The organism is Rhodococcus sp. OK302, from assembly GCF_002245895.1.
Lineage (GTDB): Bacteria > Actinomycetota > Actinomycetes > Mycobacteriales > Mycobacteriaceae > Rhodococcus_F.
Genome location: NZ_NPJZ01000001.1, coordinates 1,483,599 through 1,506,065, shown reverse-complemented (window position 1 = coordinate 1,506,065; position 22,467 = coordinate 1,483,599). Strand labels below are relative to the sequence as shown.

At 62.5% G+C, this 22,467-nt stretch carries 19 protein-coding genes; 7 read left to right on the top strand and 12 right to left on the bottom strand.

Annotation, left to right across the window (positions count from 1 at the left end):
* Positions 1-27: 27 nt before the first annotated feature.
* On the bottom strand, positions 28-1,173 hold the full coding sequence (locus BDB13_RS06805; protein ID WP_094274728.1) for a hypothetical protein: 1,146 nt from the start codon (positions 1,171-1,173) through the stop codon (positions 28-30).
* A gap of 243 nt (positions 1,174-1,416) precedes the next feature.
* Here BDB13_RS06805 and BDB13_RS06800 point away from each other — a divergent pair, with 243 nt between their 5' ends.
* Both BDB13_RS06800 and BDB13_RS06795 read left to right on the top strand, forming a co-directional pair.
* A complete protein-coding gene (locus tag BDB13_RS06800; RefSeq protein WP_094270971.1) occupies positions 1,417-1,992 on the top strand; it encodes a TerD family protein in 576 nt (191 codons plus the stop codon).
* Between the two features lie 140 nt (positions 1,993-2,132).
* Entirely contained in the window at positions 2,133-3,254 is a 1,122-nt protein-coding gene (locus BDB13_RS06795) for a DUF475 domain-containing protein (RefSeq protein ID WP_094270970.1), read from the top strand.
* Positions 3,255-3,419: 165 nt separating this feature from the next.
* Here the strand turns inward: BDB13_RS06795 and BDB13_RS06790 are convergent, their stop codons facing one another.
* From BDB13_RS06790 to BDB13_RS06775, 4 genes are all read right to left on the bottom strand, one after another.
* On the bottom strand, positions 3,420-4,583 hold the full coding sequence (locus tag BDB13_RS06790) for an Ig-like domain-containing protein (protein ID WP_094270969.1): 1,164 nt from the start codon (positions 4,581-4,583) through the stop codon (positions 3,420-3,422).
* A 169-nt stretch (positions 4,584-4,752) separates the two neighbouring features.
* On the bottom strand, positions 4,753-5,631 hold the full coding sequence (locus tag BDB13_RS06785) for an Ig-like domain-containing protein (protein WP_094270968.1): 879 nt from the start codon (positions 5,629-5,631) through the stop codon (positions 4,753-4,755).
* Positions 5,632-5,714: 83 nt separating this feature from the next.
* Positions 5,715-6,326, bottom strand: a complete 612-nt coding sequence (locus BDB13_RS06780; RefSeq protein WP_141210619.1) for a hypothetical protein — start codon at positions 6,324-6,326, stop codon at positions 5,715-5,717.
* 367 nt (positions 6,327-6,693) lie between these two features.
* Entirely contained in the window at positions 6,694-7,332 is a 639-nt protein-coding gene (locus tag BDB13_RS06775; protein WP_094270966.1) for a TetR/AcrR family transcriptional regulator, read from the bottom strand.
* A gap of 68 nt (positions 7,333-7,400) precedes the next feature.
* On the opposite strand from BDB13_RS06775, the gene BDB13_RS06770 reads away from it, so the two are divergent.
* The 3 genes from BDB13_RS06770 to BDB13_RS06760 all read left to right on the top strand — a co-directional run bounded on the left by BDB13_RS06770 (position 7,401) and on the right by BDB13_RS06760 (position 9,592).
* A complete protein-coding gene (locus BDB13_RS06770; protein ID WP_094270965.1) occupies positions 7,401-8,489 on the top strand; it encodes a hypothetical protein in 1,089 nt (362 codons plus the stop codon).
* Between the two features lie 16 nt (positions 8,490-8,505).
* On the top strand, positions 8,506-8,979 hold the full coding sequence (locus tag BDB13_RS06765; RefSeq protein WP_094270964.1) for a YbaK/EbsC family protein: 474 nt from the start codon (positions 8,506-8,508) through the stop codon (positions 8,977-8,979).
* Between the two features lie 76 nt (positions 8,980-9,055).
* Positions 9,056-9,592: a flavin reductase family protein gene (locus BDB13_RS06760; protein WP_094270963.1), complete on the top strand. Its 537-nt coding sequence runs from the start codon at positions 9,056-9,058 to the stop codon at positions 9,590-9,592.
* Between the two features lie 76 nt (positions 9,593-9,668).
* Here the strand turns inward: BDB13_RS06760 and BDB13_RS06755 are convergent, their stop codons facing one another.
* Both BDB13_RS06755 and gabT read right to left on the bottom strand, forming a co-directional pair.
* Complete coding sequence (locus BDB13_RS06755) at positions 9,669-11,114, bottom strand: NAD-dependent succinate-semialdehyde dehydrogenase (protein WP_094270962.1); 1,446 nt, start codon at positions 11,112-11,114, stop codon at positions 9,669-9,671.
* 1 nt (position 11,115) lies between these two features.
* Positions 11,116-12,480 (bottom strand): 4-aminobutyrate--2-oxoglutarate transaminase, encoded by a 1,365-nt coding sequence (gene gabT, locus BDB13_RS06750; protein ID WP_094270961.1) that lies wholly within the window; start codon positions 12,478-12,480, stop codon positions 11,116-11,118.
* A 129-nt stretch (positions 12,481-12,609) separates the two neighbouring features.
* Between gabT and BDB13_RS06745 the strand changes: the two genes are divergently transcribed.
* On the top strand, positions 12,610-14,127 hold the full coding sequence (locus BDB13_RS06745) for a PucR family transcriptional regulator (RefSeq protein WP_094270960.1): 1,518 nt from the start codon (positions 12,610-12,612) through the stop codon (positions 14,125-14,127).
* On the opposite strand, the gene BDB13_RS06740 is transcribed toward BDB13_RS06745, so the two are convergent.
* The 4 genes from BDB13_RS06740 to BDB13_RS06725 form a co-directional block, all read right to left on the bottom strand.
* Positions 14,104-17,259: an NAD-glutamate dehydrogenase domain-containing protein gene (locus BDB13_RS06740; RefSeq protein ID WP_094270959.1), complete on the bottom strand. Its 3,156-nt coding sequence runs from the start codon at positions 17,257-17,259 to the stop codon at positions 14,104-14,106. The genes BDB13_RS06745 and BDB13_RS06740 overlap by 24 nt on opposite strands.
* A gap of 125 nt (positions 17,260-17,384) precedes the next feature.
* On the bottom strand, positions 17,385-19,073 hold the full coding sequence (locus BDB13_RS06735; protein WP_094270958.1) for a flavin monoamine oxidase family protein: 1,689 nt from the start codon (positions 19,071-19,073) through the stop codon (positions 17,385-17,387).
* The gene (locus BDB13_RS06730) at positions 19,070-19,906 is read right to left on the bottom strand and encodes a carbon-nitrogen hydrolase family protein (protein ID WP_094270957.1); all 837 of its coding nucleotides are present in this window, start codon (positions 19,904-19,906) and stop codon (positions 19,070-19,072) included. The genes BDB13_RS06735 and BDB13_RS06730 overlap by 4 nt, the downstream gene beginning before the upstream one ends.
* A gap of 121 nt (positions 19,907-20,027) precedes the next feature.
* Positions 20,028-20,672 (bottom strand): helix-turn-helix domain-containing protein, encoded by a 645-nt coding sequence (locus BDB13_RS06725; protein ID WP_441347180.1) that lies wholly within the window; start codon positions 20,670-20,672, stop codon positions 20,028-20,030.
* A gap of 136 nt (positions 20,673-20,808) precedes the next feature.
* Between BDB13_RS06725 and speB the strand changes: the two genes are divergently transcribed.
* Complete coding sequence (gene speB / locus BDB13_RS06720) at positions 20,809-21,765, top strand: agmatinase (protein WP_094270956.1); 957 nt, start codon at positions 20,809-20,811, stop codon at positions 21,763-21,765.
* Here speB and BDB13_RS06715 read toward each other — a convergent pair.
* Positions 21,729-22,427, bottom strand: a complete 699-nt coding sequence (locus BDB13_RS06715) for a class I SAM-dependent methyltransferase (RefSeq protein ID WP_094270955.1) — start codon at positions 22,425-22,427, stop codon at positions 21,729-21,731. The two genes, speB and BDB13_RS06715, sit on opposite strands and share 37 nt — an antisense overlap.
* Between the last annotated feature and the right edge of the window lie 40 nt (positions 22,428-22,467).

The window sequence follows — 22,467 nt, the reverse complement described above, 5'->3', positions numbered from 1 at the left end:
TCCCCCGATCGGCCCCGACCTGCACTTTCAGTGTCTTCCTGCTCGCGTTCGCATCTTCTCGACAATCTCCGTAATGAACGCCGAAACGGAATTCAACTGCACTACATACGACCAGTAGTCCGGATGAGTTCCCGTCAACGACGCCGAGGCCCGTTCGATCCGAGCCAATTGCGCGTCGAGTACCGATCCCCACTCCGCCACCAACCCGTGATTGACGGCAAACATCTGCGCATCCTTCAAACGGAAGCGAACCTGCCGCTCTTTCTCGGTCGGATCCGCCCGAACAGCCCGAAGTGTGGACAACCTGTCTGTCACAGCGTCGACGCAGGCCTCCGCCTCGGCCAGGTGCACCCGCGCTTCTGCCATCAAGGCCAACGCGTGCTCGGGATTGCCCGCTGCCAAAGCCTCCACTGCTTCTTTCAAGTCCGCATCTGCCTGGCCGATATGTTCACGACTCCGACCGCTGTTGTTCACCAGATCAGCGGAACTCGCGGCGTTGAACTCGCGAAGCAACGCCGAGTACGCCGGATCGAGGCGGTCGACTCGCGTTCGAACAGCAGCCAACCTGGTCGAGACCGCGGATACCGTCATCTGCGCGTGCCGTTGCGTGGACGGGGCTTGCGCTAACGCTTCTTGAAGCGCAGCGGCTGCAGCTCGAACGTGTTCGGCCTCTACGCGGATGGCGTCGGCGCGCTCGTTTCGCTCCGCCTGCGCAAGTGCCATGAGGGCGCTATCCAAGTGCTCCGCAGAAGTCACCACCGACGGATACTCGGAAAAGTGCTGATCAGCGTCGTCCAACGCACGGCGAGCCGCATCCGCCGCCGCACGCGCCTGATGGCCGAGCACCGGAATGGTCGACATCGTCGCGGTTGCCTGCTCGAGGTGCGCGCGATTTCCGTTGTAGAACGCGTCGATACTCTGAGCCGCCGACACCAGCTCGGCTACCGACTTCTCGAAGGCAGCGGTTGCAGTGCGGGCGTCGCGATGGAGAGCCTGGTCATTTCCGTATCGCTCGCTCGTGGCCAGGTAGTTCGACACCGCTTCGTAGCACTTTTCGCGAATCGGCTTCCAGGCCTGGCCCAGGCCACGCTCCGGAAACAGCTCACTCGACGCCTTGACCGCCGCCGCCGCGATGGTCTGTCGCTTGTCCATGTCGAGGAACGCCGAGACCATCGCAGTCTGTGCTTCCCGAGCACGACTGATCGACTCCTCCACGCTAACCCCCCGATTCAAGCGCTCCGACCATCTGCCCACCACGATTGAATCCTACGGGTCCGACGCGTACGGACTCCGTTTCGATTTCCACTGTTACCGCGGCCACACCCGAAGTGCCGTTAGGGTGGAGGAGGTAAACACATTCCCAAGACGGCCATCCGTCGTCGCGGGCCATGTCTCTTCTCTTGAAAGGACCCCTGAATGGGCGTCAGCTTGACCAAAGGCGGCAATGTCTCTCTCACGAAGGAGGCCCCGAACCTGACCGCAGTGACTGTCGGCCTGGGTTGGGACGCACGTTCCACCACCGGCGCGGCCTTCGACCTCGACGCCAGCGCAATCGGCGCCGGCGCAGACAAGAAGTCCGTCTCCGACCAGCACTTCATCTTCTTCAACAACCTGCGTTCGCCCGACGGCTCGATCGAGCACAAGGGTGACAACACCGACGGCGAAGGCGAAGGTGACGACGAGCAGATCGACGTGAACCTCGCCGCTGTTCCGGCCAACATCGAGAGCGTTGTCTTCCCCGTCTCGATTTACGACGCAGAAGCACGCTCGCAGTCCTTCGGCCAGGTCCGCAACGCGTACATCCGCGTCGTCGACAAGTCCAACGGCAACGAGCTCGCTCGCTACGACCTGTCCGAAGACGCGTCCACCGAGACCGCAATGGTCTTCGGCGAGCTGTACCGCAACGGTGCAGAGTGGAAGTTCCGCGCAATCGGCCAGGGCTACGCCTCAGGCCTCGCGGGCATCGCTCGCGATTACGGCGTCAACGTCTGATCCTCGGCCTTGCCGATGAGCTGACCAATGGGAGGGTTCCGCAGTACGCTGTGGAACCCTCCCCGGCTTCGTCTCAACTGCGGTGAGATTGCCGCTGCAGTAGCCACTCTGCATTGACCAACTAGAAAGGGCCACGCTCCGTGGTACTGCGAATATTCGGTTTATCCATCGTGATTTCGATCATCGCGATGATCGTTGCGTTCATCTACGGCGGCCCCGAGGCACTATTCCTCGTTGTCATCCTGTCGATTCTGGAAATTTCGCTTTCCTTCGACAATGCCGTCATTAACGCCACCGTCCTGCGAAGGATGAGCGACTTCTGGCAAAAGATCTTCCTTACCGTCGGCATCGTCATCGCGGTGTTCGGTATGCGTTTGGTATTCCCACTCGTCATCGTGTGGGCAGCGTCGGGCCTGGGCCCGGTCGCGGCACTCGACCTCGCACTGAACCCGCCCGCCGACGACGCCGCCTACTTCCCCAACGGCGATCCGAGCTACGAAACCCTGATCACCGACGCGCATCCGACCATTGCTGCATTCGGTGGCATGTTCCTGCTGATGTTGTTCCTCGGCTTCATCTTCGAAGAGCGTGAGATCACGTGGCTGTCCTGGCTCGAGAAGCCCCTTGCGCGCATTGGCAAGCTGGATCAGCTCTCCGTCGTCGTTGCCGGGCTCGTCCTGGTTCTGGCAGGTTCGTTCCTCGCCGCCGACGACAAAGTCACCACGGTCATGATCTCGGGTGTCCTGGGCATGATCACCTACATCGCCGTCAACGGACTGGGTGAACTGTTCAACCTGCCGGAAGAAGGCGAAGAGGAAGAGACCACTAAGTCCGGCGGTCCCACCGAGTTCGCGAAAGCCACCGGTAAAGCCGGCTTCTTCCTGTTCATGTACCTCGAGGTCCTCGACGCGTCCTTCTCCTTCGACGGCGTCATCGGCGCCTTCGCGATCACTGCGGACCCGATCATCATCGCCCTGGGCCTCGGCTTCGTCGGCGCGATGTTCGTTCGTTCCATCACCGTGTTCCTGGTCCGCAAGGGCACGCTGTCGGACTACGTCTACCTCGAGCACGGCGCCCACTGGGCCATCGGCGCTCTGGCCATCATCTTGATGGTGTCCATCGGCGTTCACGTCAACGAGATCATCACCGGCCTCGTCGGTGTCTTCTTGATCGGCGCAGCCTTCATCAGCAGCGTCGTGCGAAACAAGAAGCTCGAAAAGGAAAATCCGAAACTCGACGAGAGCACTCCCGCCACCGTCTGAGTTTGATTAGTACAAACGCCCGCGACCTATTGGTCGCGGGCGTTTTGCATTGTCCTGGCCTGAATTGTTCGTGAGTGCACACAACTCGGACTCCGAGTGCACATTCCGCCATCTCCGGCGGAGTTGTGTGCACTCGCAGCTACCGACAGGACACGGCAGATTTGGTTAGCCGAACAGGGAGCCGAGGCTTCCGGTACCGCCGCCCGTGCCGTCGTCGGGTGCGACAGTGACAGTGGCCTGGTCGGTGGAGGGATCGACGGCGCCCTGACCGGAGTAATCGGCCGTGATGGTGCGCTCGCCCGCCGTACGCGGCGTCCACGCGACGGTGGCAGTGCCGTCGGCGCGGACTGCAGCGGTGCCGACAACGGTGTCACCGTCCTTGAATGTGACGGTTCCGCCGGCGCCGCCGGGGAGCACTGTTGCCGTCAGGCTGGTGGAGGTACCGACCTTCGCCCCGGCGACGGGGGTGAGGGTCACGGCGGAGGTCGCGTTGTGTTCAGAGACGTTCACTGTCCGCGGCGCGGACTGCGAGCCGTTAGCGAAGTCACTGCCGAGGAATTTGGCAGTCAGGCTGTGCTCGCCCACGACGCTGGGGTTCCACACCGAGGTAGCGGCCCCCTCGGCGTTCACGGCACCCTGGCCGAGTTTGGTTGTGCCGTCGTAGAACTCGACGACGTTGCCCGGTGCGCCGCCGGTAACGGTGGCGGTCAGGGTGGTCGGCGCGCCGAGTCGGGCGCCGGCCACCGGGGCGAGAGTCGTGGAGGAGGCACTCTTGGCGAGCATGATCGAGGGGCCTCGGGTGCTGTAGTTCCCGCTGCCGAGCGATCCCCCGTAGTCCATACCGGTGTTCAGCGCGGTGCCGCGGGCGCAGTCGGCACCGACCGTGTAGCTGACGCTGAATGTGGGAGACCGGTGAAAGCCGGGGCGATTCTGGACAACCCAGTCGGTAACGCCCCAGGACGCGCGGACGTAGCCGGAGCCGTTGCCTTCGTCGGCTACAACCTCGGGATTGTCGACTGGGTAGTCACTGTTGCCGCTCATCTTGGCCGAACCGGGGACGTACGTCAGGCAGGACGGATGGCGATCTTTGACGTTGTAGATGAACTCGTCAACCCAACTGGTGCGTCGGAAGTTCGTGGTGACTGTGATGGTGTCGCCCACAGCGGGAGTGCCGTTGCTGACAACTCGGGTGAAAGACGAACTGCCGTCACTGAATTCGAGTGTTGACGTGCCGGCGCTGGCGATACCGGCCCCCACGAAGGTGAGTGCGCCGACTGCGATGATGGACGTCGCACCCGCGACGCCACGCCTGATTGCCTGATGTGCCATGGGATTTCCTTTTCAGTCGAAGATGCGACCGTCATAAGTCGTGGTCGGAGAAAGAACGAGACCGGACTCCGGCGCCTTCGGGGAGGCACCGGAGCCCGGGCTTGGGGGGCGGGGTTCCGCCAGATTCTTCAATCGAGTGCAAGTTGTGGCCGAAACCCTGCGTTACCTACTAGCTGCCGAACAGGTTGCCGAGGCTGCCCGTACCACCGGTGCCGCCGCCGATGCCGCCGGATGCGACGGACACCGTGGCGTTGCCAACGGAACCGTTAGCCAACGTTGTACCAGCGAATTCGACGGTGATGGGGCGTTCACCGGCGGTTGCCGGAGTCCACGTGAGCGTCGCGGTCCCGTTGGCGTCGAGAGTGCCCTGGCCGATCACGGTGGTGTCGTCGTAGAACTTGACCGGGTTACCTACTGCACCACCGGAGACGGTGGCGGTCAGGGCGATCGGCTTGCCGACGACGGCTCCGGCGACCGGTGCGATGGTGGTGGTGGTCGCGTTCTTACCGGCTGTGACTGACGGACCCTGATACCCGTAATAGCCGGCGCCAAGTGAGCCGTTGTAGTCCAGGCCGGTCACCAATGCGGTACCGCGGGCGCAGTCGGTGCCGACCTTGTATTGCACGCTGAAGACGGGGCCCGGCACGTTCTGCTTGTTGACCCAGGCGCCGGTGTTGTCGGTGATCGTGGCGGTGCCCGTCCGCGGATTGGTGTCCCGATCTGGGACGACGACCGCGTCGAAGTGGATGCCGTTCATCGTGGCTGAGTCGGGGACATAGGTCAGGCAGGGAGCATGAGTATCCGAGACCGACGTGATGGTCTCGACCTTCGAGTCCGTTCGCTTGAACGTGGTTGTGACCGTGATGGTCTCGCCGGCAGCGGGGGTGGCATTGCTGACGGTGCGGGTGAAGGTGGTGTAGTAGTCATTCCAGGTGATCGAGGTGGAGTCTGCGCCGGCAACTCCGGTGCCGATCAGTGCCAGTGCGCCCATCGCGAGTGATGTTGCCGCGCCGACTGCGATGCCGCGTTTCGTTGATCGAAATGCCATGGGTGTTCCTTTGGTCGGTGTCAGGGTTCGGGTGTCATCCGTTCCGGCCGAAGCGATGACGGCGGAAACGGAGAGCTGCTTCGCTAGGAACCGAACAGGGATCCGAGGCTGCCGGTGCCGCCGCCGCCGGGACCCTCGTTATTCAAGTAGCCGACCGTGATGCCGGGGCCCTGGGAGTAGTAGCCGCCGAAGCCGAGCGAGCCGTTGTAGTCCATACCGGTAACGAGGACTCTTCCGCGGACGCAGTCGGCGCCAACCTTGTAGCTGACGCTGAAGACTGGGTTGAATGCGGGCTGGTTCTTGACGACCCACTCGTTGGGTCCGAAGTCGACGCTGACGAGCGCGTCGCGGCCGGGAACCGAGCCGTCGTCGACCTGCTGCGGGACGACCGGGGTCTCGTTCATCTTGGCTGAGCCTGGAACGTAGGCCAGGCAGGAGTCATGCCGGTCCTTGATGTTCAACAGGCGTTCCTCGGTGCCGTTGGTTCGCTGAAATTTTGTGGTGATCGTGATGATCTCGCCCGCGGCGGGCGTGCTGTTGCTGACAGTGCGGGTGAAGGTGGTGTAGTAATCAGCCCAGGTGGTCGTGCCTGGGGCGGCAGCGGCGACGCCGGTACCGAAAAGTGCCAGTGCGCTGGCCGCGCAGGCCGTTGCCGCGCCGACTGCAATGCCGCGTGTGATCGCTCGTGATGTCATGAGGGGTTCCTTCGGTCGCAGCTGTGCGACCGTCGAAATCGAGGTCACAGCGATGGTTGGGGTTTGTTCGGATCTACCTGACGGGATCGTGGACCGTGCCGATCATCGTGGACAACGTGATCATGAGTTCCCCCTTAATCGGCACGTTTGGTTCTCGCTACCGCGCAGTAATGTCTCGTATGGGGCAATTTCTATCACAGTAAGTAAGACAAATGTCCAGTATTGGAAAAGAGGATAAATCCTCAAATGCGAGTAGCGCTGTGAAACCCGCATTCGGGGATCTCCCACGACTTATTTGGCGCCCACCAGATCATTCGAGGTGTACGTCGAGACTCCGACTACAAGGGGCCGCCAACCGTGCGAACTACTACGTTGCCAGTCCCGCTCGCGCTACGGCACCGGCAAACAATGCCGTCACTGCCGCGCCCATAGCCGCCTGATCCACTTCTTCCGGGTCAACGGAATGTTCGAGGACCAGTCCGGAGATCAAGGCCATCAAGGAGATTGCGGTGGTGCGTACGTCGAAGGAGTTGTCGACGCCCCACTCGCGGGCTCGTTCACCGATCAACTCGACCAATTGACTACGCAGGTGCCGACGCTCACGGAGATACGCCTGGGCGATCTGCGGATCCCGTCCGGCGAGAACTCCGAACTCGAGAACCAGCAGTGACCATCCCGGATCGTCGACCATCGATGCTGCGATGGCTTCGCCACCTTTACCTGCTGCGTCGGAGGGTCCCATCCCGGCTATCTCGCCGAGCACACGGCCGGCCAATTCGAGGGATCGCTGGGCGAAGAGTTCGGCAAACAGGTCCTGTTTGGATTCGAAATTGGAGTAGACGGCCCCCTTGGTGAAGCCTGCACGTCGGGCAACTTCGGTGAGACGTGCAGCACTGAATCCTTGCTCCGCAAACTCTTCCGCTGCAGCGTCGAGCAGTCTTTGCCGCACAACGTCGCGTCCGGGGCGGGTTGCCGGCACGAAGTCCTCTTGACGGGAATCAGTCACGATACCTAGAGTATTCAATACCTCGGGTATCGACAAGCTCTTTACTTTCGACAAGATCAGGACTCATCGTGACCACTACACTTCCGGCACCGAACCCATCCACCGACGAACACCACCACGACAACCTGCTGGTGAAATACGGCGCCACCAAAGTCATGGCGGGGTTGTTCGTCGGCGTGCTCCTACTGCAGATGGGCTTCATCCTCAGTTACGTCGCCGCGTTCCATCAGCCGACGCCCCGCGACATCGAAATCGCGGTCATCGCGGATCAGGGAATTCCCGCGGGCATGGACCAGCAGGTCGCCGACAAGCTCAACGCTATCGACGGCAGCCCACTGAGTGCCCAGGTCATCGACAACACCGCCACAGCCCGTCGGATGCTCCACGACCGCGAGATCCAGGGCGCATTTGTCATCAGCCCGGTGGGTCCCGACATGCTGATCACTGCCAGTGCCGGTGGCAGTTCCATCGCGACGTCGCTCGAAGCAGTCTTCACCCAGGTCGAGCAGAGCCAGAACCGGGAGTTCGTCGTGCGCGACGAGATCCCCGTTGGCGCTCACGACAATCGTGGCCTCTCCGGCTTCTACCTCGCCGTCGGCTGGGTCGTCGGCGGGTATCTCTTCGCCGCGGCAATCGGATTGTTCATCGGTGCACCGAAGACTCTCCGCCAGGCCGGCGCCCATACCGGCGTCATCGCGATCTACTCGATCATCTCGGGAGCGTTGGGCGCGCTCATCACCTCGCACGTGCTCGGCACGTTTGCCGGGCATTGGTTGCCGCTCTGGATCCTGGGCAGCGCCGTCGTGTTCGGCACGGCGATGTTCACCCTCGGATTGCGTGCCGCTATCGGCATTCTTGCAGTTCCGCTGGCCATCGCAGTGTTTGTCATCCTCGGCAACCCCAGCGCCGGAGGCGCTTTCGGGCCCAACATCATTCCGTCGTTCTACGCTGCCATCGGCCGCTGGATCACGCCCGGCGCCGGCACCGAAGGCGTCCGCAGCATCGTGTACTTCAACAACGTCGGAATCGGTCAACCTGCCTTGACGCTCTTCCTGTACGCCCTGATCGGCGCCGGCCTTCTCTTTGGATTCACGTTGCGCCAAACCCGAAAGTCGCGGGGCACGTTACCGACTCCGGATGTCGCAATCGTCGACTAGTCCTACTCTGGAATCCATGACGAGCCTCCTCCACCCCAACGCCTCGCACGTCGCCGAGACCTTGATCGCTCGCGGTCACCACGGCGTCATAGTCACGCAAGCGGACGCGACGCACACTGCCGAAGAAGCCGCGGCAGCTGTTGGGGTGGAGGTTGGCGCAATCACGAAGTCGCTTGTCTTCCTTCTCGACGACGACCCGGTGTTATTGCTGGTCTCGGGCGCGCATCAAGTCAATCTGAAGGCCACCGGTGAACGTCTCGAAGGCACGCTGACGCGCGCTCCGCTGGAGCTGGCAAAGTCTGCGACGGGTCAGCCCATCGGCGGAGTTGCGCCCCTCGGACACCCCACCAACCTGCCGACCTACGTCGATACGGCTCTCGCGCAATACCCGATTTTGTGGGCCTCTGCAGGTCACCCCAATACTGTTTTCCGGACGACGTATCCGGAACTTCTGCGAATCACAGCAGGCCTCGCCGTCGAGATGGACTGATCGCCTACAGCCCACACACCGCGACTGCGTCCTATAGTTGGGCGAATATCCTTGCGTCCTACCCGGAGAGTCCCAGTTGACTGACACCACGCCCCGAACATCCGAGTTGTCCACCGGCATCTGTGCCGCCGACTACCGTGCCGCACTAGGTCGCCACCCGGCGGGAGTCACTGTTGTCACTCTCAACTCCGGTACCGGCCCAGTAGGTTTCACTGCCACCTCGTTTTCCTCGGTGTCTCTCGAACCTCCGCTCGTCTCGTTCAACATCGCGGAGACGTCGTCGAGCATCACTGCGCTCAAGGCCGCCGAATCATTGGTGATCCACCTGCTCGGCGAGCATCAGCAGCATCTGGCCCAGCGTTTTGCGCGTAGCGCTGATCAGCGTTTTGCCGACGAATCACTATGGGCGGTACTCGATACCGGCGAGCCCGTGCTGCACGGCACCCCCAGTTGGATGCGGGTCACGGTCGATCAGCTGATTCCGGTTGGCGACCACACCTTGGTCATCGGACTGGTCACGCGCGTCCATGCCGACGAGGACGACGACTCCGCTGCAGCGCCGTTGCTCTATCACGAGGGCAAGTACTACCGCCCCACACCGCTGAGCGAATAACCAAGCCGCAGGGCGAATAACACACAATGAGGGCCTCACCGAAGAATCCGGTGAGGCCCTCATTGTGTGAAAGAACTTACAGCGCTACGTACTTGGTATCGAGGTACTCGTCGATACCTTCGGTTCCGCCTTCACGGCCGAAGCCCGATTCCTTGACGCCACCGAACGGTGCTGCAGCGTCGGAGATCGCGCCGCGGTTCACGCCGACCATGCCGGTGTCCAGCTTGGCCGAGACGCGCATCGCACGGTCGATGTCGCGGGTGTAGAAGTACGCCACCAGACCGAATTCGGTGTTGTTGGCTGCCGCAACGGCTTCGTCTTCGGTATCGAAACCGACTACGGCTGCAACGGGTCCGAAGATCTCTTCCTTGAGCAGGCGCGCATCGGCGGGAACCTGATCGAGGACCGTCGGGGTGAAGAAGAAGCCGGGGCCTTCGGGTGCCGATCCACCGGTGCGAACGCGAGCGCCCTTGGACACGGCGTCATTGACGAGTCCGGTGACGGTTGCGAGCTGCTTGGTGTTGATCAGCGGTCCGATGTTGGTACCCTCGGCGTCGCCGGCGCCCACCTTCAGTGCAGCGACCTTGGCCGTGAACTTCTCGGTGAACTCTTCGCGGACCGAGTTGGCGACGTAAATGCGGTTGGCTGCGGTGCACGCCTCGCCGCCGTTACGCATCTTCGCGATCATGGCTCCGTCGACAGCGGCGTCGATGTCGGCGTCCTCGAACACGATGAACGGAGCGTTGCCACCCAGTTCCATGGACGTACGGAGCAACTTGTCAGCCGCATTGCGCACCAGCAGCTTTCCGACGCCGGTGGAGCCGGTGAAGGTGATCTTGCGCAGACGTGCGTCTTCCATCAGCGGTCCACTGATGGATGCCGCGTCGGAGGTCGGGAGGATGGAGAGCACGCCGTCGGGCAGACCGGCGTCGGCAAACACCTGACCGAGAAGCTGCATGGTCAGCGGAGTGTCCTCAGCCGGCTTGACGATGATGGTGCAACCGGCAGCCAGGGCCGGTCCGATCTTGCGAGTTCCCATGGCCAGCGGGAAGTTCCACGGAGTGATCGCGAGGACCGGTCCGACGGGACCCTTGGTGACGAGGATGCGACCGTTGCCGGCCGGAGCCTGCGTGAAGCGTCCACCGATGCGGACTGCTTCTTCGCTGAACCAGCGCAGGAACTCGCCGCCGTAGTTGACCTCACCGCGTGCCTCGGCCAACGACTTACCCATTTCCAGGGTCATCATCAGCGCGAAGTCCTCGGCGCGGGCATGCAGCAACTCGAATGCACGACGCAGGATCTCGCCACGGACGCGAGCGGGCGTTGCAGCCCAATCTTCCTGTGCCGCAGCAGCAAGGTCGAGTGCGCGGATGCCGTCAGCGGCAGTGGCGTCGGCTACCTGAGCCAACTCTTCACCGGTTGCCGGGTTATAGACCGCAAAGGTCTTCTCAGCAGGAACGAGCTTGCCGCCCAGCCAGATGCCCTTGGGTACAGAATCGAGAAGTTCCGAGACGTTCGACATGTCAGTTCTCCTGTGCAGCAGTGCGAATAGCGGTTTCGAGGACGGTCAGTGCGTCGTCGAGCAGCTCCTCGGAGATAACCAGCGGCGGGAGCAGACGGACGACGTTGCCGTAGGTACCGCAGGTCAGGATCACGACACCGGCTGCGAGGCAAGCGCCGGCGATCGCCTTCGTGATATCAGCGTCCGGCTCCTGTCCGCCGGGCTTGACGAACTCGATGGCGAGCATGGCGCCGCGGCCACGAACGTCACCGATGACGTCGAGTTCCTTGGCCAGCGCGTTGATTCGGCTGACGACGGTGCTCTCGATTGCGCGTGCGCGAGCAGCCATGTCGAGTTCACGCATCTGGTCGATGGACGCCAATGCTGCAGCGCAGGCGACAGGGTTGCCGCCGTAGGTGCCGCCGAGGCCGCCCGGGTGGACTGCGTCGATGAGCTCTGCGCGGCCGGTGACAGCTGCGAGCGGCATGCCGCCGGCAATGCCCTTGGCGAGCGTCATCAGGTCGGGGACGATGCCCTCGTGGTCGCTGGCGAACCAGGAACCGGTGCGAGCGAAGCCGGTCTGGACCTCGTCGGCGATGAAGACGATGCCGTTTTCCTTGGCCCAGGCGACGAGCGTCGGCAGGAATCCTTCTGCGGGAACGATGAATCCGCCCTCGCCCTGGATGGGCTCGATGAGAATGGCTGCAGTGTTGGCTGCGCCGACCTGCTTCTCGATCATCGTGATGGCGCGCTGTGCAGCCTGCTCACCGGTGATCTTGGAGCCGTCGTAGTTGAGGCCCTCACGGAAGGGGTAGGACATCGGAACGCGGTAGACCTCGGGAGCGAACGGGCCGAAGCCGCTCTTGTACGGCATGGACTTGGAAGTCAGTGCCATCGTGAGGTTGGTGCGGCCGTGGTACGCGTGATCGAAGACGACAACTGCGTCGCGGCCCGTTGCGTGGCGGGCGATCTTCACGGCGTTCTCGACAGCTTCTGCACCGCTGTTGAACAGAACGGAACGCTTCTCGTGGTCACCGGGGGTGAGCTCTGCCAGACGCTCGGCAACCTCGACGTAGCCCTCGTACGGCGCGATCATGAAGCAGGTATGCGTGAAGTGCGCGACCTGGTCCTGGACTGCGGCAACGACGGCCGGGTTGGACGCGCCGACGCTGGTCACGGCAATGCCGGCACCGAGGTCGATCAGCGAGTTGCCGTCGACGTCGACGATGACGCCGCCGTCTGCATCGGCAACGTAGACCGGGAGGGTGGATGCGACGCCGGCGCCGACAACCTTCTTACGACGCTCTGCGAGCGCAGCCGAGCGCGGGCCCGGGAACTCCGTGACGATGCGACGTTCCTGCGGAAGCCTGTATTCGATTGCACTCATGTGACCACCCTCTCTGTTTGTGTATTGCATTCGAGTATGCGACGCGCGAACCGGTCCGAGCCCTGCCGAAATGGACATCCTCTGGTTCAGGCCTACTCCATATCGGCATCGGCCGCTAGCCTTACTCAGGTGACAGTTCCGATCTCGTGGCTACTACTCCAGCGGCACCTCTCGCTGAAACTGCTGACCAACCGCAGTGCGTCTACGCAGCCGGTGACGTTTGCGCAGGCCACCGAGCTGACAGACCCCACTCCCTGGCTTTCCGGCGGCGAGTTGGTCCTCACTACCGGGCTTGCTTTGGTGGGCGCGAGCACCGGCGACTACACCGAGTACATCGACCGGCTGGCCGCCGCAGAAGTATCGGCTCTGGGTTTCGGAACGGGGCTTTCCCACGAGGCTGTGCCGCCGGACCTGCTGACAGCGGCCGAAAACCGGGGACTGCCGGTCCTCGAAGTACCGTTCACCACCCCGTTCGCGGCAGTGACACGCGCGGTGATGACCCGCTTGAGCCAGCAGGAATACGAGTCGGTCTTGCGCGCGGCGGAGGTGCAGACGCGTATCACCCGGGTTGCGTTGCGCGGCGGTGTATCCGCGATCGTGCGTGAGTTGGCTGCAGCCACAAAAACTTCGGTCGCGTTTGTGGGCGATCGACTCACTGCGGTGCACCCCACCAATCACAAGGCGCTCATCGCCGAGGTGCGCGCGGTAGCCGCCACCACCCGAGATCCCAACGCTCCGGCATCCATCTCGCAGAGCACTCCCGAGCGAACTTTAACTCTCTCCCCTGTCGGAGTGAGCGGCAGTTGGCACGGCTATCTCGCGATGGCCGGCACCGGACCGCTGAACAACATCGACCGAGTTCTCCTCGGACATGCCGTCTCGCTACTCACCTTGGAATTGGAGAAGCCGGTACGACTGCGCGCCGAGCGAACCCGGTTGAACTCCATGGCATTCGGGCTCCTTCTGGACGGACGAATCCCCGACGACAACGTCCCGTCGTATCTGGACGAGGCCGGCGACACCAACGGGTTTGTTCGCGTGGTCCATGTCCGCGGATCTGCTCTGAGCTCAGTTCTGCGGGAATTCGACAACGCGCTCGCCCGCGCCGGCCGACCAATTTTTGCTCAAGTCGACTCCACCGCGCTCACGGTTCTCCTGCGGGGCACCGACACCGTGGAGACCGCGAAAACCTTTCTCGCACAACTCTCCCCCAGCGAGGCCAAGGCCGTACGCGCCGGGATCAGCACGGCACACCGATTGCTCGACGCGCCACGCGCGCTGATCCAGGCACGGGCCGCAGCCAATCTCACGACCGCCACCGAGCGCATCATCGAGTTCGACGCTCTCACCGGTTCCACGATTCTAGCGTCCGAACCTGCCCGGGAAGCTCTTGTGGCCCTGGCTGCCAACACCATTCCGATATTGACCGAACATGACCAGGCACATGGAACCTCACTCACGGTCTCTCTGCGCGCCTATCTCGAAGCGAACGGCCAATGGGAGTCCGCTGCAGCCGAACTCGGCGTGCACCGGCACACCCTCCGAGGTCGCATCACACGCATCGAAGAACTGCTGCGATGCGACCTCGGTCAGGCGAGAGTCAGGGCTGAACTATTGCTCTCGCTACTCGCTTGGGAGAGCCGCTGAGCTGAAACTCGATGCACCTCGAACGAGAAGTTCGAGTTCGGCGTCGACAGTGCACAGCTTTGCCGTGTCCAGTGCCCCACTACGGCGGACGCTGGTCATCAGAGCCGTGAACCTGTGCAAGGCTTCGGGATTGGCAGCCTTCCACAGCTCGACAACACCCTCGACACCTTCGCCGAGCGCTCCCGACACCAGGTCCGCGAAACGCGCAGTCAAGCGTGCGTGAACGGCGGCGCTACCCATGACCTCCCAATGCGAGGCTCCGGCAGCAACTTCGACGCCGCCGAGTACATCGCCCAGATCGAGCGCTACCGAAAGCTCGCGGTAGAGCGCAGCAGCGGCCGGGGCCGTCGTATTCTCTTGCAACGCAATGTCAGCCAGCGCCAAGGCTCCGAAGGACCCGTTGATGCGTTCGTTCGCCGACAGCCCACGAGTGAGCTCTCGGACGGGCGCCGACCACCGGTCGATGTCAGCGCGGGGGTTCACGATGAACCGTCCGGCAGCTCCCGGCCGGCGCAGTACCCAGCTCATTTCCGATTCCAGCAACTGCTGCAGGCGGTCGAGGGACTTCAACTGATCGCCGGCGCTGAGATCCGAATTCAGAATCTCGCTGCGCAGATCCTCGGTACCGAGAACTTCACTCACCACGGCATAGGCAAGTGCAGCTTCCGGGCTGTGTACTCCCAGATGCTCTTCCAAACGGAACAGCGCACCTGGTCCGACGCGGTTGACCAGTTCGTCGACCACGGAGGTGATGATGATGTCGCGTCCGAGCCGATGCGACTGCACAGCGTCAGGCGCGGCCTCGACGACCGAAGACGGGAAGTACTGCGGAAGTCGATCGGCAAAAATCTGATTGTCGGGGACTGCCGAAGCGCCCAGCTCGGCGGTGAGGACGTTCTTCGACTGAGCAACCAGCACAGCAAGTTCGGGCCGCAGGAGACCCTGGCCTGCCTGAGCGCGGACGGCAAGCGCCTTGGCGTCCGGCAGGGATTCTTCGACCCGCTTCATGGCGCCGGCCGAGACAAGATCCTCGATCAGTCGTTCGTGCTGATCGAGCAGTGCCGGAGCGCGATGCTCGGCCAGACTGATCGCCAGCGTTTGGTCGGCACTGGCTTTCAGGACCGAGTCTGCTACCTCGTCCTGAGCGGCAGCAAGGAGTGCATTCCGGGAGGTTGCGTCCAGCGCCGCCAACGCGATCTTGATGTTGACCTCACGGTCGGACGTCGCGACACCGGCAGCGTTGTCGATGAAGTCAGCGTTGATTCGTCCACCGGCAGCGGCATATTCGATGCGTGCACGCTGCGTGAATCCGAGGTTGCCGCCCTCGCCCACCACGCTCGCGCGCAGTTCGTCGGCGCTGACGCGCACACCGTCGTTGGACGGGTCGGCAGCGTCGACATTGCTTTCCGCCGACGCCTTCACATACGTGCCGACGCCACCGTTCCACAACAGATCCACCGGGGCGCACAGGATGGCCCGGATCAGTTCTTGCGGGGTCAACGATTCCGCGGTGATTCCGAGTGCTGCACGGGCTTCTGTGGGCAGAGAAATCGACTTCGCACTGCGCGGCCAGACGCCGCCACCTTCGGACATCACGGTGCGATCGAAGTCGTCCCACGACGAGCGCGGCACAGTGAACAGGCGAGCGCGTTCGGTGAACGTCGCCTCGGTGTCGGGGTTCGGGTCGATGAAGATGTGACGGTGATCGAAGGCCGCGACCAGACGGATCTTGTGCGAGAGCAACATTCCGTTGCCGAACACGTCGCCGGACATGTCGCCGATACCGGCCACAGTGAACGGATCGGTGTCCACGTCGAGGTCACGTTCGGCGAAGTGACGCCTCACAGCCACCCACGCGCCGCGCGCGGTAATGCCCATTGCCTTGTGGTCGTAGCCGGCGCTGCCACCGGAAGCGAAGGCGTCGCCGAGCCAGAATCCGCGCTCGACCGCGATGCCGTTGGCCACATCGGAGAACCGAGCGGTTCCCTTGTCCGCCGCTACAACGAGGTACGAGTCCTCACCGTCGTATTCGACAATTTCCGCCGGGCGCACCAGTTCGCCGTCGACGATGTTGTCGACGACGTCGAGGAGGCCGCGAATGAAGGTGCTGTACGACTCCTGCACCTGTACCGGTGTCGGAGAAGATGTTCCGCGAACAACAAACGCACCCTTGGCTCCGGACGGAACGATGGGCGAGTTCTTGACACTCTGGGTCTTCATGAGGCTCAGGGCCTCGGTACGGAAATCTTCGTAGCGGTCGGACCAACGCAAACCGCCGCGCGCCACCGAGGAACTACGCAGATGCACACCCTCGACATTGGGTGCGCTGACGTAGATTTCGCGGAACGGCACAGTCTTCTGCGGAGTCGACAGCAACTGCGAATCGATCTTGAACGATGCGTACGGCAACGACTGACCGGCGTCGCCCCGCAGGTACCAGTTGGTGCGCAGGGTGGCCTGCAGGAACGAGCGCACGCCGCGCAGGACGCGGTCCTCGTCGAGAGTATCTGCGCCATCGACGGATTCGTCGATCGCAGCAACAGCAGCAGCAGTTGCCACCTCACGATCCGAAACCGCCGGATCGAACCGCGCGGTGAACAGGTCAACGGCCTGACGAACGAACAGCGGCTTGGCGCCGAGCACTCCGACGATGTAGCTCTCGGACAATCCGATGCGAGCCTGAGCGAGGAAACGGCACGCGGCGCGCAGCAACTCTGCGTCGCGCCAGGTGATGTCCGCTCGGCCGATCAGGCTGGAGAAGGCGTCCATGCTGGTCGAACCGGCAATGACCGCTTCGAAAGCGTCTGCCATCTTTTCCAGGGCGCTGCCGTCGAAAGTGCTTGGCTCGAAGGTGAAATGGTGCGCCGAACCCAAGACTGTCGGAAGCGGGCGGTGCGTCGACACTCGAAGTCCGAGGGATTCGAAGTTCTCACACAGGTCCGAGAGGGAGGGCTCTCCGGACGGCCAGAGCACTACACAGGTCAGATCTTCGCCGCGGCGGAAGACGAGCCGTTGGCCCGCTGCGGCCAACTCGGCTACCAACTCGAGAGCTGGATCGTGCGATCGATCACCACCTGATGATGCATTCGATACTGCTGCCGCGCTCTTGGTCGCCGATACTGTGCTCGCCATTGAACACCCTCCTGGAATTATTGGATCCGAACCTTTTCAGTGTTGCGTGGATCACGGGAGAGAGGTCGTGCCCGATGGGAGTACCAACCCCCATCGGGCACGACATTTCGGCAGTTGCAGTTCGATCAGTCGCCCAACCTGATGGGAGCGAGGTCCTCGAACACGTCGCCAGGCCCGGGATTCTCGGCCGGCGAGGCTCCGCCGAGATGGTTCACGACGCCCCACACCGCGTTGATCGCAGTCTGGATCGCGCCCTCGGCCCAACCCGCTGTCCAGGAAATATCGTCACCGGCGAGGAAGATGCCGCGGTGTCGCGGCTCCAGATCATTTTGCACGAAATGGGAGAAGAGGCGCTCCTGGTAGCGGTAGTGACCCGGAAGATTCGCTTTGAACGCGCCCATGAAGTCACGCTCGGTTTCCCAGGACAGTGTCACCGGACTGGAGATGATGTGGCTGCGGAAATCCACTCCCGGATAGATCTCCTCCAGCGAGCGCAGCATGATGTTCATCCGCTCGGTCGCGTTAAGTGCCAACAGCTTGAGAGAGTCGTCGGACCACGTGTAGGAGAGGCAGATCAGACCGGGCTTACCCTCACCCTGATCGAGCAGATACGTACCGCGACTCATCCGGTCGGTGAGCGTCATCGATACCGCGTCACGCCCCGTCACGGGATCCTTGTCCTTCCAGAACGGGCGATCCACGAGGACAAAAACCTTGGTCGACCCCATGTAGTGAGTCCGCTCGATGGCTGTCCAGTGGTCGATCGGAAACAGATCGTCGTCACAACGAATGTTGTTGAGAAGCATCCAGCTCTGCACTGTGACAACAGCGCTCACATAGGTTCGGATGTATCCCTCGGAATCGGTCACCGTGTAGTGCCCCGGGTCGGTGCGTCGTAGTTCCGTGACGCGCGGCCGGGTCTTGCCCCCGTTGAGCGAGGAGACAGTTGTACCGGCGGGCCAATGCACCATCTGCTGGGGAGCACGGTTCCACAACCGCAACGGCAACTGCTGCGATCCGCCGACTATGCCGCGATGATCGTCGTCGGCAGCTGTGATGACCACCCGAAGGATCTCGAGGATCGAGTTGGGATAGTCGGTATCCCAACCTCCCGTGCCAAATCCGACCTGCCCGAACACTTCCCGCATGTGGAAGGACTTGAAGTGCTTCGATGCGGCCAGGAATCCGTAGAACGTCTGATCGTCGTACCGCACCACCAGGTCGTTCCAGATCCGCTTGATCTCTGCGGTATCGCGGTCACGGATGGCCTGCTGCAACGGAATCAGATCTGCATGCTCTTCAAGGGTGCGCTGCCAGGCGTGCGCCACCTCGGTGTAGATCGGTGGCAGATCCTCGAGGGTGTGCGCGTAGTGGCTCTCACCCTTGAGGTCGATGACCGTGCTGGGAGTGACCTCAGCGAGCGGGTTCGGGAATTCTTCGGTCTGCAGACCCAGTTGGTTCAGGTAGTGAAAAAGTGTTGTCGACGACGGCGGGAACCGCATCGCGCCCATTTCCGCCACAACTCCTGGGTGCCCGTCGAACTCGACCGAACGCATCCGGCCACCGATTTGATCCGCTTCGTAGACAACCGGTTTGAGGCCGATCTTGAGAAGTTCGTAAGCAGCGAGCATTCCGGCCAGACCTCCGCCGATGACCGCAACTTCGGTTCCCAGCGCCAGATCGGGTACCGAACCCAAGCCCGCCGGATTAGACACGTAGTCGTCGTACGGGAACGGGAAGTCCGGCCCGAACATGGTGAGCGGTGGCTGCGTGCCGGGTTCAGAGGAACTGTCCGGGGCTACGGGAATGGTCATCTGCGGTTCTCCCTGGAAGTGTGAAGATCGGAATAGAGATCGAGCCGTCGATCGTCGAGATGTGTGTTGACAGAACGGGAATGGGCCAGCGAACCAGCCGAGATATCCGCGAAGAGAAGCTCCCGCCCATCGCTCGCGCGCGCCAATTCCCGACCGTCCGGAGATATCGCGCACGAGAGCCCGCAGTAGGTCAGTTCGGTTTCGGCGCCGCAACGGTTGACGTAGGTGAGAAACATCTGACTTTCATAAGCGCGCGCCGGAACCACATGCTGCGCAATGTGTTCGAAGGGCATCATCAGTCCCGTAGGCACGATCAGCCATTGAGTGCCGGCGTCGGCATGCGCACGGACGGCTTCGGGGAACTCGACGTCGTAACAAATCAGCAATCCGCAGCGGAGGCCCTCTAGATCGAACCCGACAACCAAAGTGTCACCGGCAGTGTAGTGCCCACGATCGAATGCTCCGAAGAGATGAGTCTTGCGGTAGTTGGCAAGCGATCGGCCGTCGCGGCCCACCGCCTGCACGCTGTTGTAAATGTCTCTGCCAACCCGTTCGGGATATCCGTACACAACTGCGATGCCGGCACTGCGAGCAATCTCGGCAATGAAATCGAAGATCGGACCGTCTGCCGGTTCGGCGCGCTGCAACACCAGTTCACCGATGTCGTAACCCGTCGCAGACATCTCCGGAGTCACGAGGATGCGTGCGCCTGACGCCGCCGCCTCCTGGGCCGCCGACGCGATGGCGTCGAGGTTGAATTCCACCGAGGCAAATGCGTCCGACGAGGTGAGAGGGCCCTGAAACAGGCCGGCTCGGACGGAATCGACAGGCATGGTGCGCTCCTTCAGGAGTTCCGTGACGCCAATATGTGACGGGGACTACTCATAGCGTGCCCCGTGCCGGCAATCATGTCAACACTTGTTTCCTAAAAGTCAACATGCTTGTCGGTCAAACTCAGGAGACCGAAACCCGCGGCCCCTCCGGCAACGCCGGGTTCAGAACCCACAGAACCCTCGCCGAGGACGCACCTTCCGCTTGAAAGCTGTGGTTGTGCCGAGGGGTGAACGTGAACGAATCCCCGGCCCCCAGAACGACGTCCTCCGCATCCACCGACTCACCGTCCGGGTCAGTTCTCCCACCCTCGAACGATACTCGCAATCCGCCCTCGATTACGTGAACAAAATTTACGTCCACCGGCAGACTGTAGGGCTCCTGACCACTTCCCCCACCCGGTTCGATCTCACCGAGCAAAACCTGGATGCGACGCTCATTCGATGGCGTGAGCAGGAACTCCGTCATCTTCTCGCCGCCGAAACTGATCTGCGGTTTGGAATCGGCGCGCACCACTTCGCCGGCCGACGCATTCTCGAACAGGGACCCGACGGGGATCTCGAGGACGGCACAGACTTTGATCAGTGTCGCGACGGACGCATTGACGTGATCACGCTCGAGTTTCGACAGATACCCCTTGGTCACGCCGCAGGATTCAGCCAGGTCGTCGAGGGTCAATCGCTTCGACTGGCGAGCAGCTTTGAGCCTCGCGCCGATCCGTGGACCCACGGTCTCCGCTACGTCCTTGACCTTCGCCACTGAACCCACTCCTTCACGACCGCCTTGTCCCTTCGAGGAAACAGGGGTTGACAACCGAGCCTCTTGAGGAAACCATACTTGCTCAGAGAGCTACATCACTGAAGGCGCCCCTGTGTGCGCCGAATCGAGAGCAGGCGAGCGCCGCATGGCTACCAACAATCCCGAATCATTCATCGGACCCGTCGACGCCACCCGCGTCCCCCGGTATGCCGAACCGACCACTTTCGCGCGTCTACCGCGGTTGGACGAGGTATCACGCGCCGACGTGACCATCCTCGGAATCCCGTTCGATTCGGGCGTGAGCTACCGGCCCGGCGCCCGCTTCGGCCCCGGCCACATCCGCGCCGCCTCCAAGCTGCTGCGACCGTACAACCCGGCACTGAAGGTTTCCCCCTTCGCTACGCAGCAGGTTGCCGATTTCGGGGACATCGGCGTCAACCCCTTCGACATGCAGGAAGCACTGACGACCATCCAGTCAGCCGTGACAGACCTGCGCGCCGACGGTTCCTCCGTACTCACCCTCGGCGGTGACCACACGATTGCCCTGCCGATCCTGCGTTCACTGGCGCGCGATCACGGACCGATCGCGGTGTTGCACTTCGATGCCCACCTCGATACGTGGGACACCTACTTCGGCCAACCCTTCACGCACGGCACGCCTTTCCGACGCGCCAGCGAAGAGGGCCTCATCGATATGGAACGCTCGCAGCACATCGGCATCCGTGGGCCGCTGTACAGCGAGAAGGACCTCGAGGACGACAAGATCCTCGGCTTCCAGGTAATCCGAAGCGACGATTACGAGGTCGACGGCGTCGCCAGCATCGTCGAGCGCATGCGTAGGCGTCTCGACGGCGGCCCGGTGTATGTATCCGTCGACATCGACGTGCTCGACCCCGCCCACGCTCCCGGCACCGGCACACCTGAAGCGGGCGGCATGACATCCCGCGAATTGTTGAACACGCTACGAGGGTTGGTGGGGCTCAACGTGGTCGGCGCCGACATCGTCGAAGTTGCGCCGGCGTACGACCACGCCGAGATCACCGGTATCGCAGCGGCTCACGTCGCCTACGAGTTGCTGTCGGTACTCGCACTCAATCGCTGAAGCAGCACAACGGTATCCGTGGTGTGATGCATCTTCTCGGGGTTTGCGGGAAGTTCCCGTTCCCGCAACTCCGAGACCAGCAGCTTCCACCCGTCCGTGAACAGCGATTCCACATACTCGGGCGTATGCAGCATGGCGCGATGATGCTCCGTGGGCGACTCGTGAGGCGAGTGACCGACGATCAGCAGATGGCCACCGGGAGCGACTAAGTCTCCGAGCGCCCGGAACAGTTCTCCGCGAGCAGGTTCGAGCATGTGGAAGAACTGCGCTGACACCAAGTCGAACGAGCGACCCTGTGAATCCCACTTCGTGAGGTCGGCTTCGAGCCATTCGATATCGACGCCGGAACCTTCGACGTGCTCCTTTGCACGGCCGAGTGCAACCGAAGAAATATCGGTGCCGGTGACCTTCCAACCACGACGCGCCAACCACAGAGCGTCGGCGCCCTCACCGCAGCCGACATCGAGCGCGGTACCGGGCTCGAGATCGGAAGCCTCGGCGATCAACTGCGGGTTGGGGTTTCCGCTCCAGCGCGCAGCGCGTTCCTCGTACAGCGAGTTCCAGAATTGTGCGTCTGCCTTGGCGAACGGGTTCTCGGTCGTCTCCGTGCGATCGTGCTGTGCGTGGTTGTCATGTGCATGGTCATGGTGTGCGTGGCTCATGCATTCCAGGATGGGCACACTTCACGATTCATGCAATGTT

Excerpts from the sequence above, each read along its gene's own strand:
- BDB13_RS06805 (WP_094274728.1), bottom strand. The coding sequence starts at position 1,173 with ATGGTCTCGGCGTTCCTCGACATGGACAAGCGACAGACCATCGCGGCG.
- BDB13_RS06800 (WP_094270971.1), top strand. The coding sequence starts at position 1,417 with ATGGGCGTCAGCTTGACCAAAGGCGGCAATGTCTCTCTCACGAAGGAG.
- BDB13_RS06790 (WP_094270969.1), bottom strand. The coding sequence starts at position 4,583 with ATGGCACATCAGGCAATCAGGCGTGGCGTCGCGGGTGCGACGTCCATC.
- BDB13_RS06785 (WP_094270968.1), bottom strand. The coding sequence starts at position 5,631 with ATGGCATTTCGATCAACGAAACGCGGCATCGCAGTCGGCGCGGCAACA.
- BDB13_RS06780 (WP_141210619.1), bottom strand. The coding sequence starts at position 6,326 with ATGACATCACGAGCGATCACACGCGGCATTGCAGTCGGCGCGGCAACG.
- BDB13_RS06765 (WP_094270964.1), top strand. The coding sequence starts at position 8,506 with ATGACGAGCCTCCTCCACCCCAACGCCTCGCACGTCGCCGAGACCTTG.
- BDB13_RS06755 (WP_094270962.1), bottom strand. The coding sequence starts at position 11,114 with ATGTCGAACGTCTCGGAACTTCTCGATTCTGTACCCAAGGGCATCTGG.
- gabT (WP_094270961.1), bottom strand. The coding sequence starts at position 12,480 with ATGAGTGCAATCGAATACAGGCTTCCGCAGGAACGTCGCATCGTCACG.
- BDB13_RS06740 (WP_094270959.1), bottom strand. The coding sequence starts at position 17,259 with ATGGCGAGCACAGTATCGGCGACCAAGAGCGCGGCAGCAGTATCGAAT.
- BDB13_RS06735 (WP_094270958.1), bottom strand. The coding sequence starts at position 19,073 with ATGACCATTCCCGTAGCCCCGGACAGTTCCTCTGAACCCGGCACGCAG.
- BDB13_RS06730 (WP_094270957.1), bottom strand. The coding sequence starts at position 19,906 with ATGCCTGTCGATTCCGTCCGAGCCGGCCTGTTTCAGGGCCCTCTCACC.
- speB (WP_094270956.1), top strand. The coding sequence starts at position 20,809 with ATGGCTACCAACAATCCCGAATCATTCATCGGACCCGTCGACGCCACC.
- BDB13_RS06715 (WP_094270955.1), bottom strand. The coding sequence starts at position 22,427 with ATGAGCCACGCACACCATGACCATGCACATGACAACCACGCACAGCAC.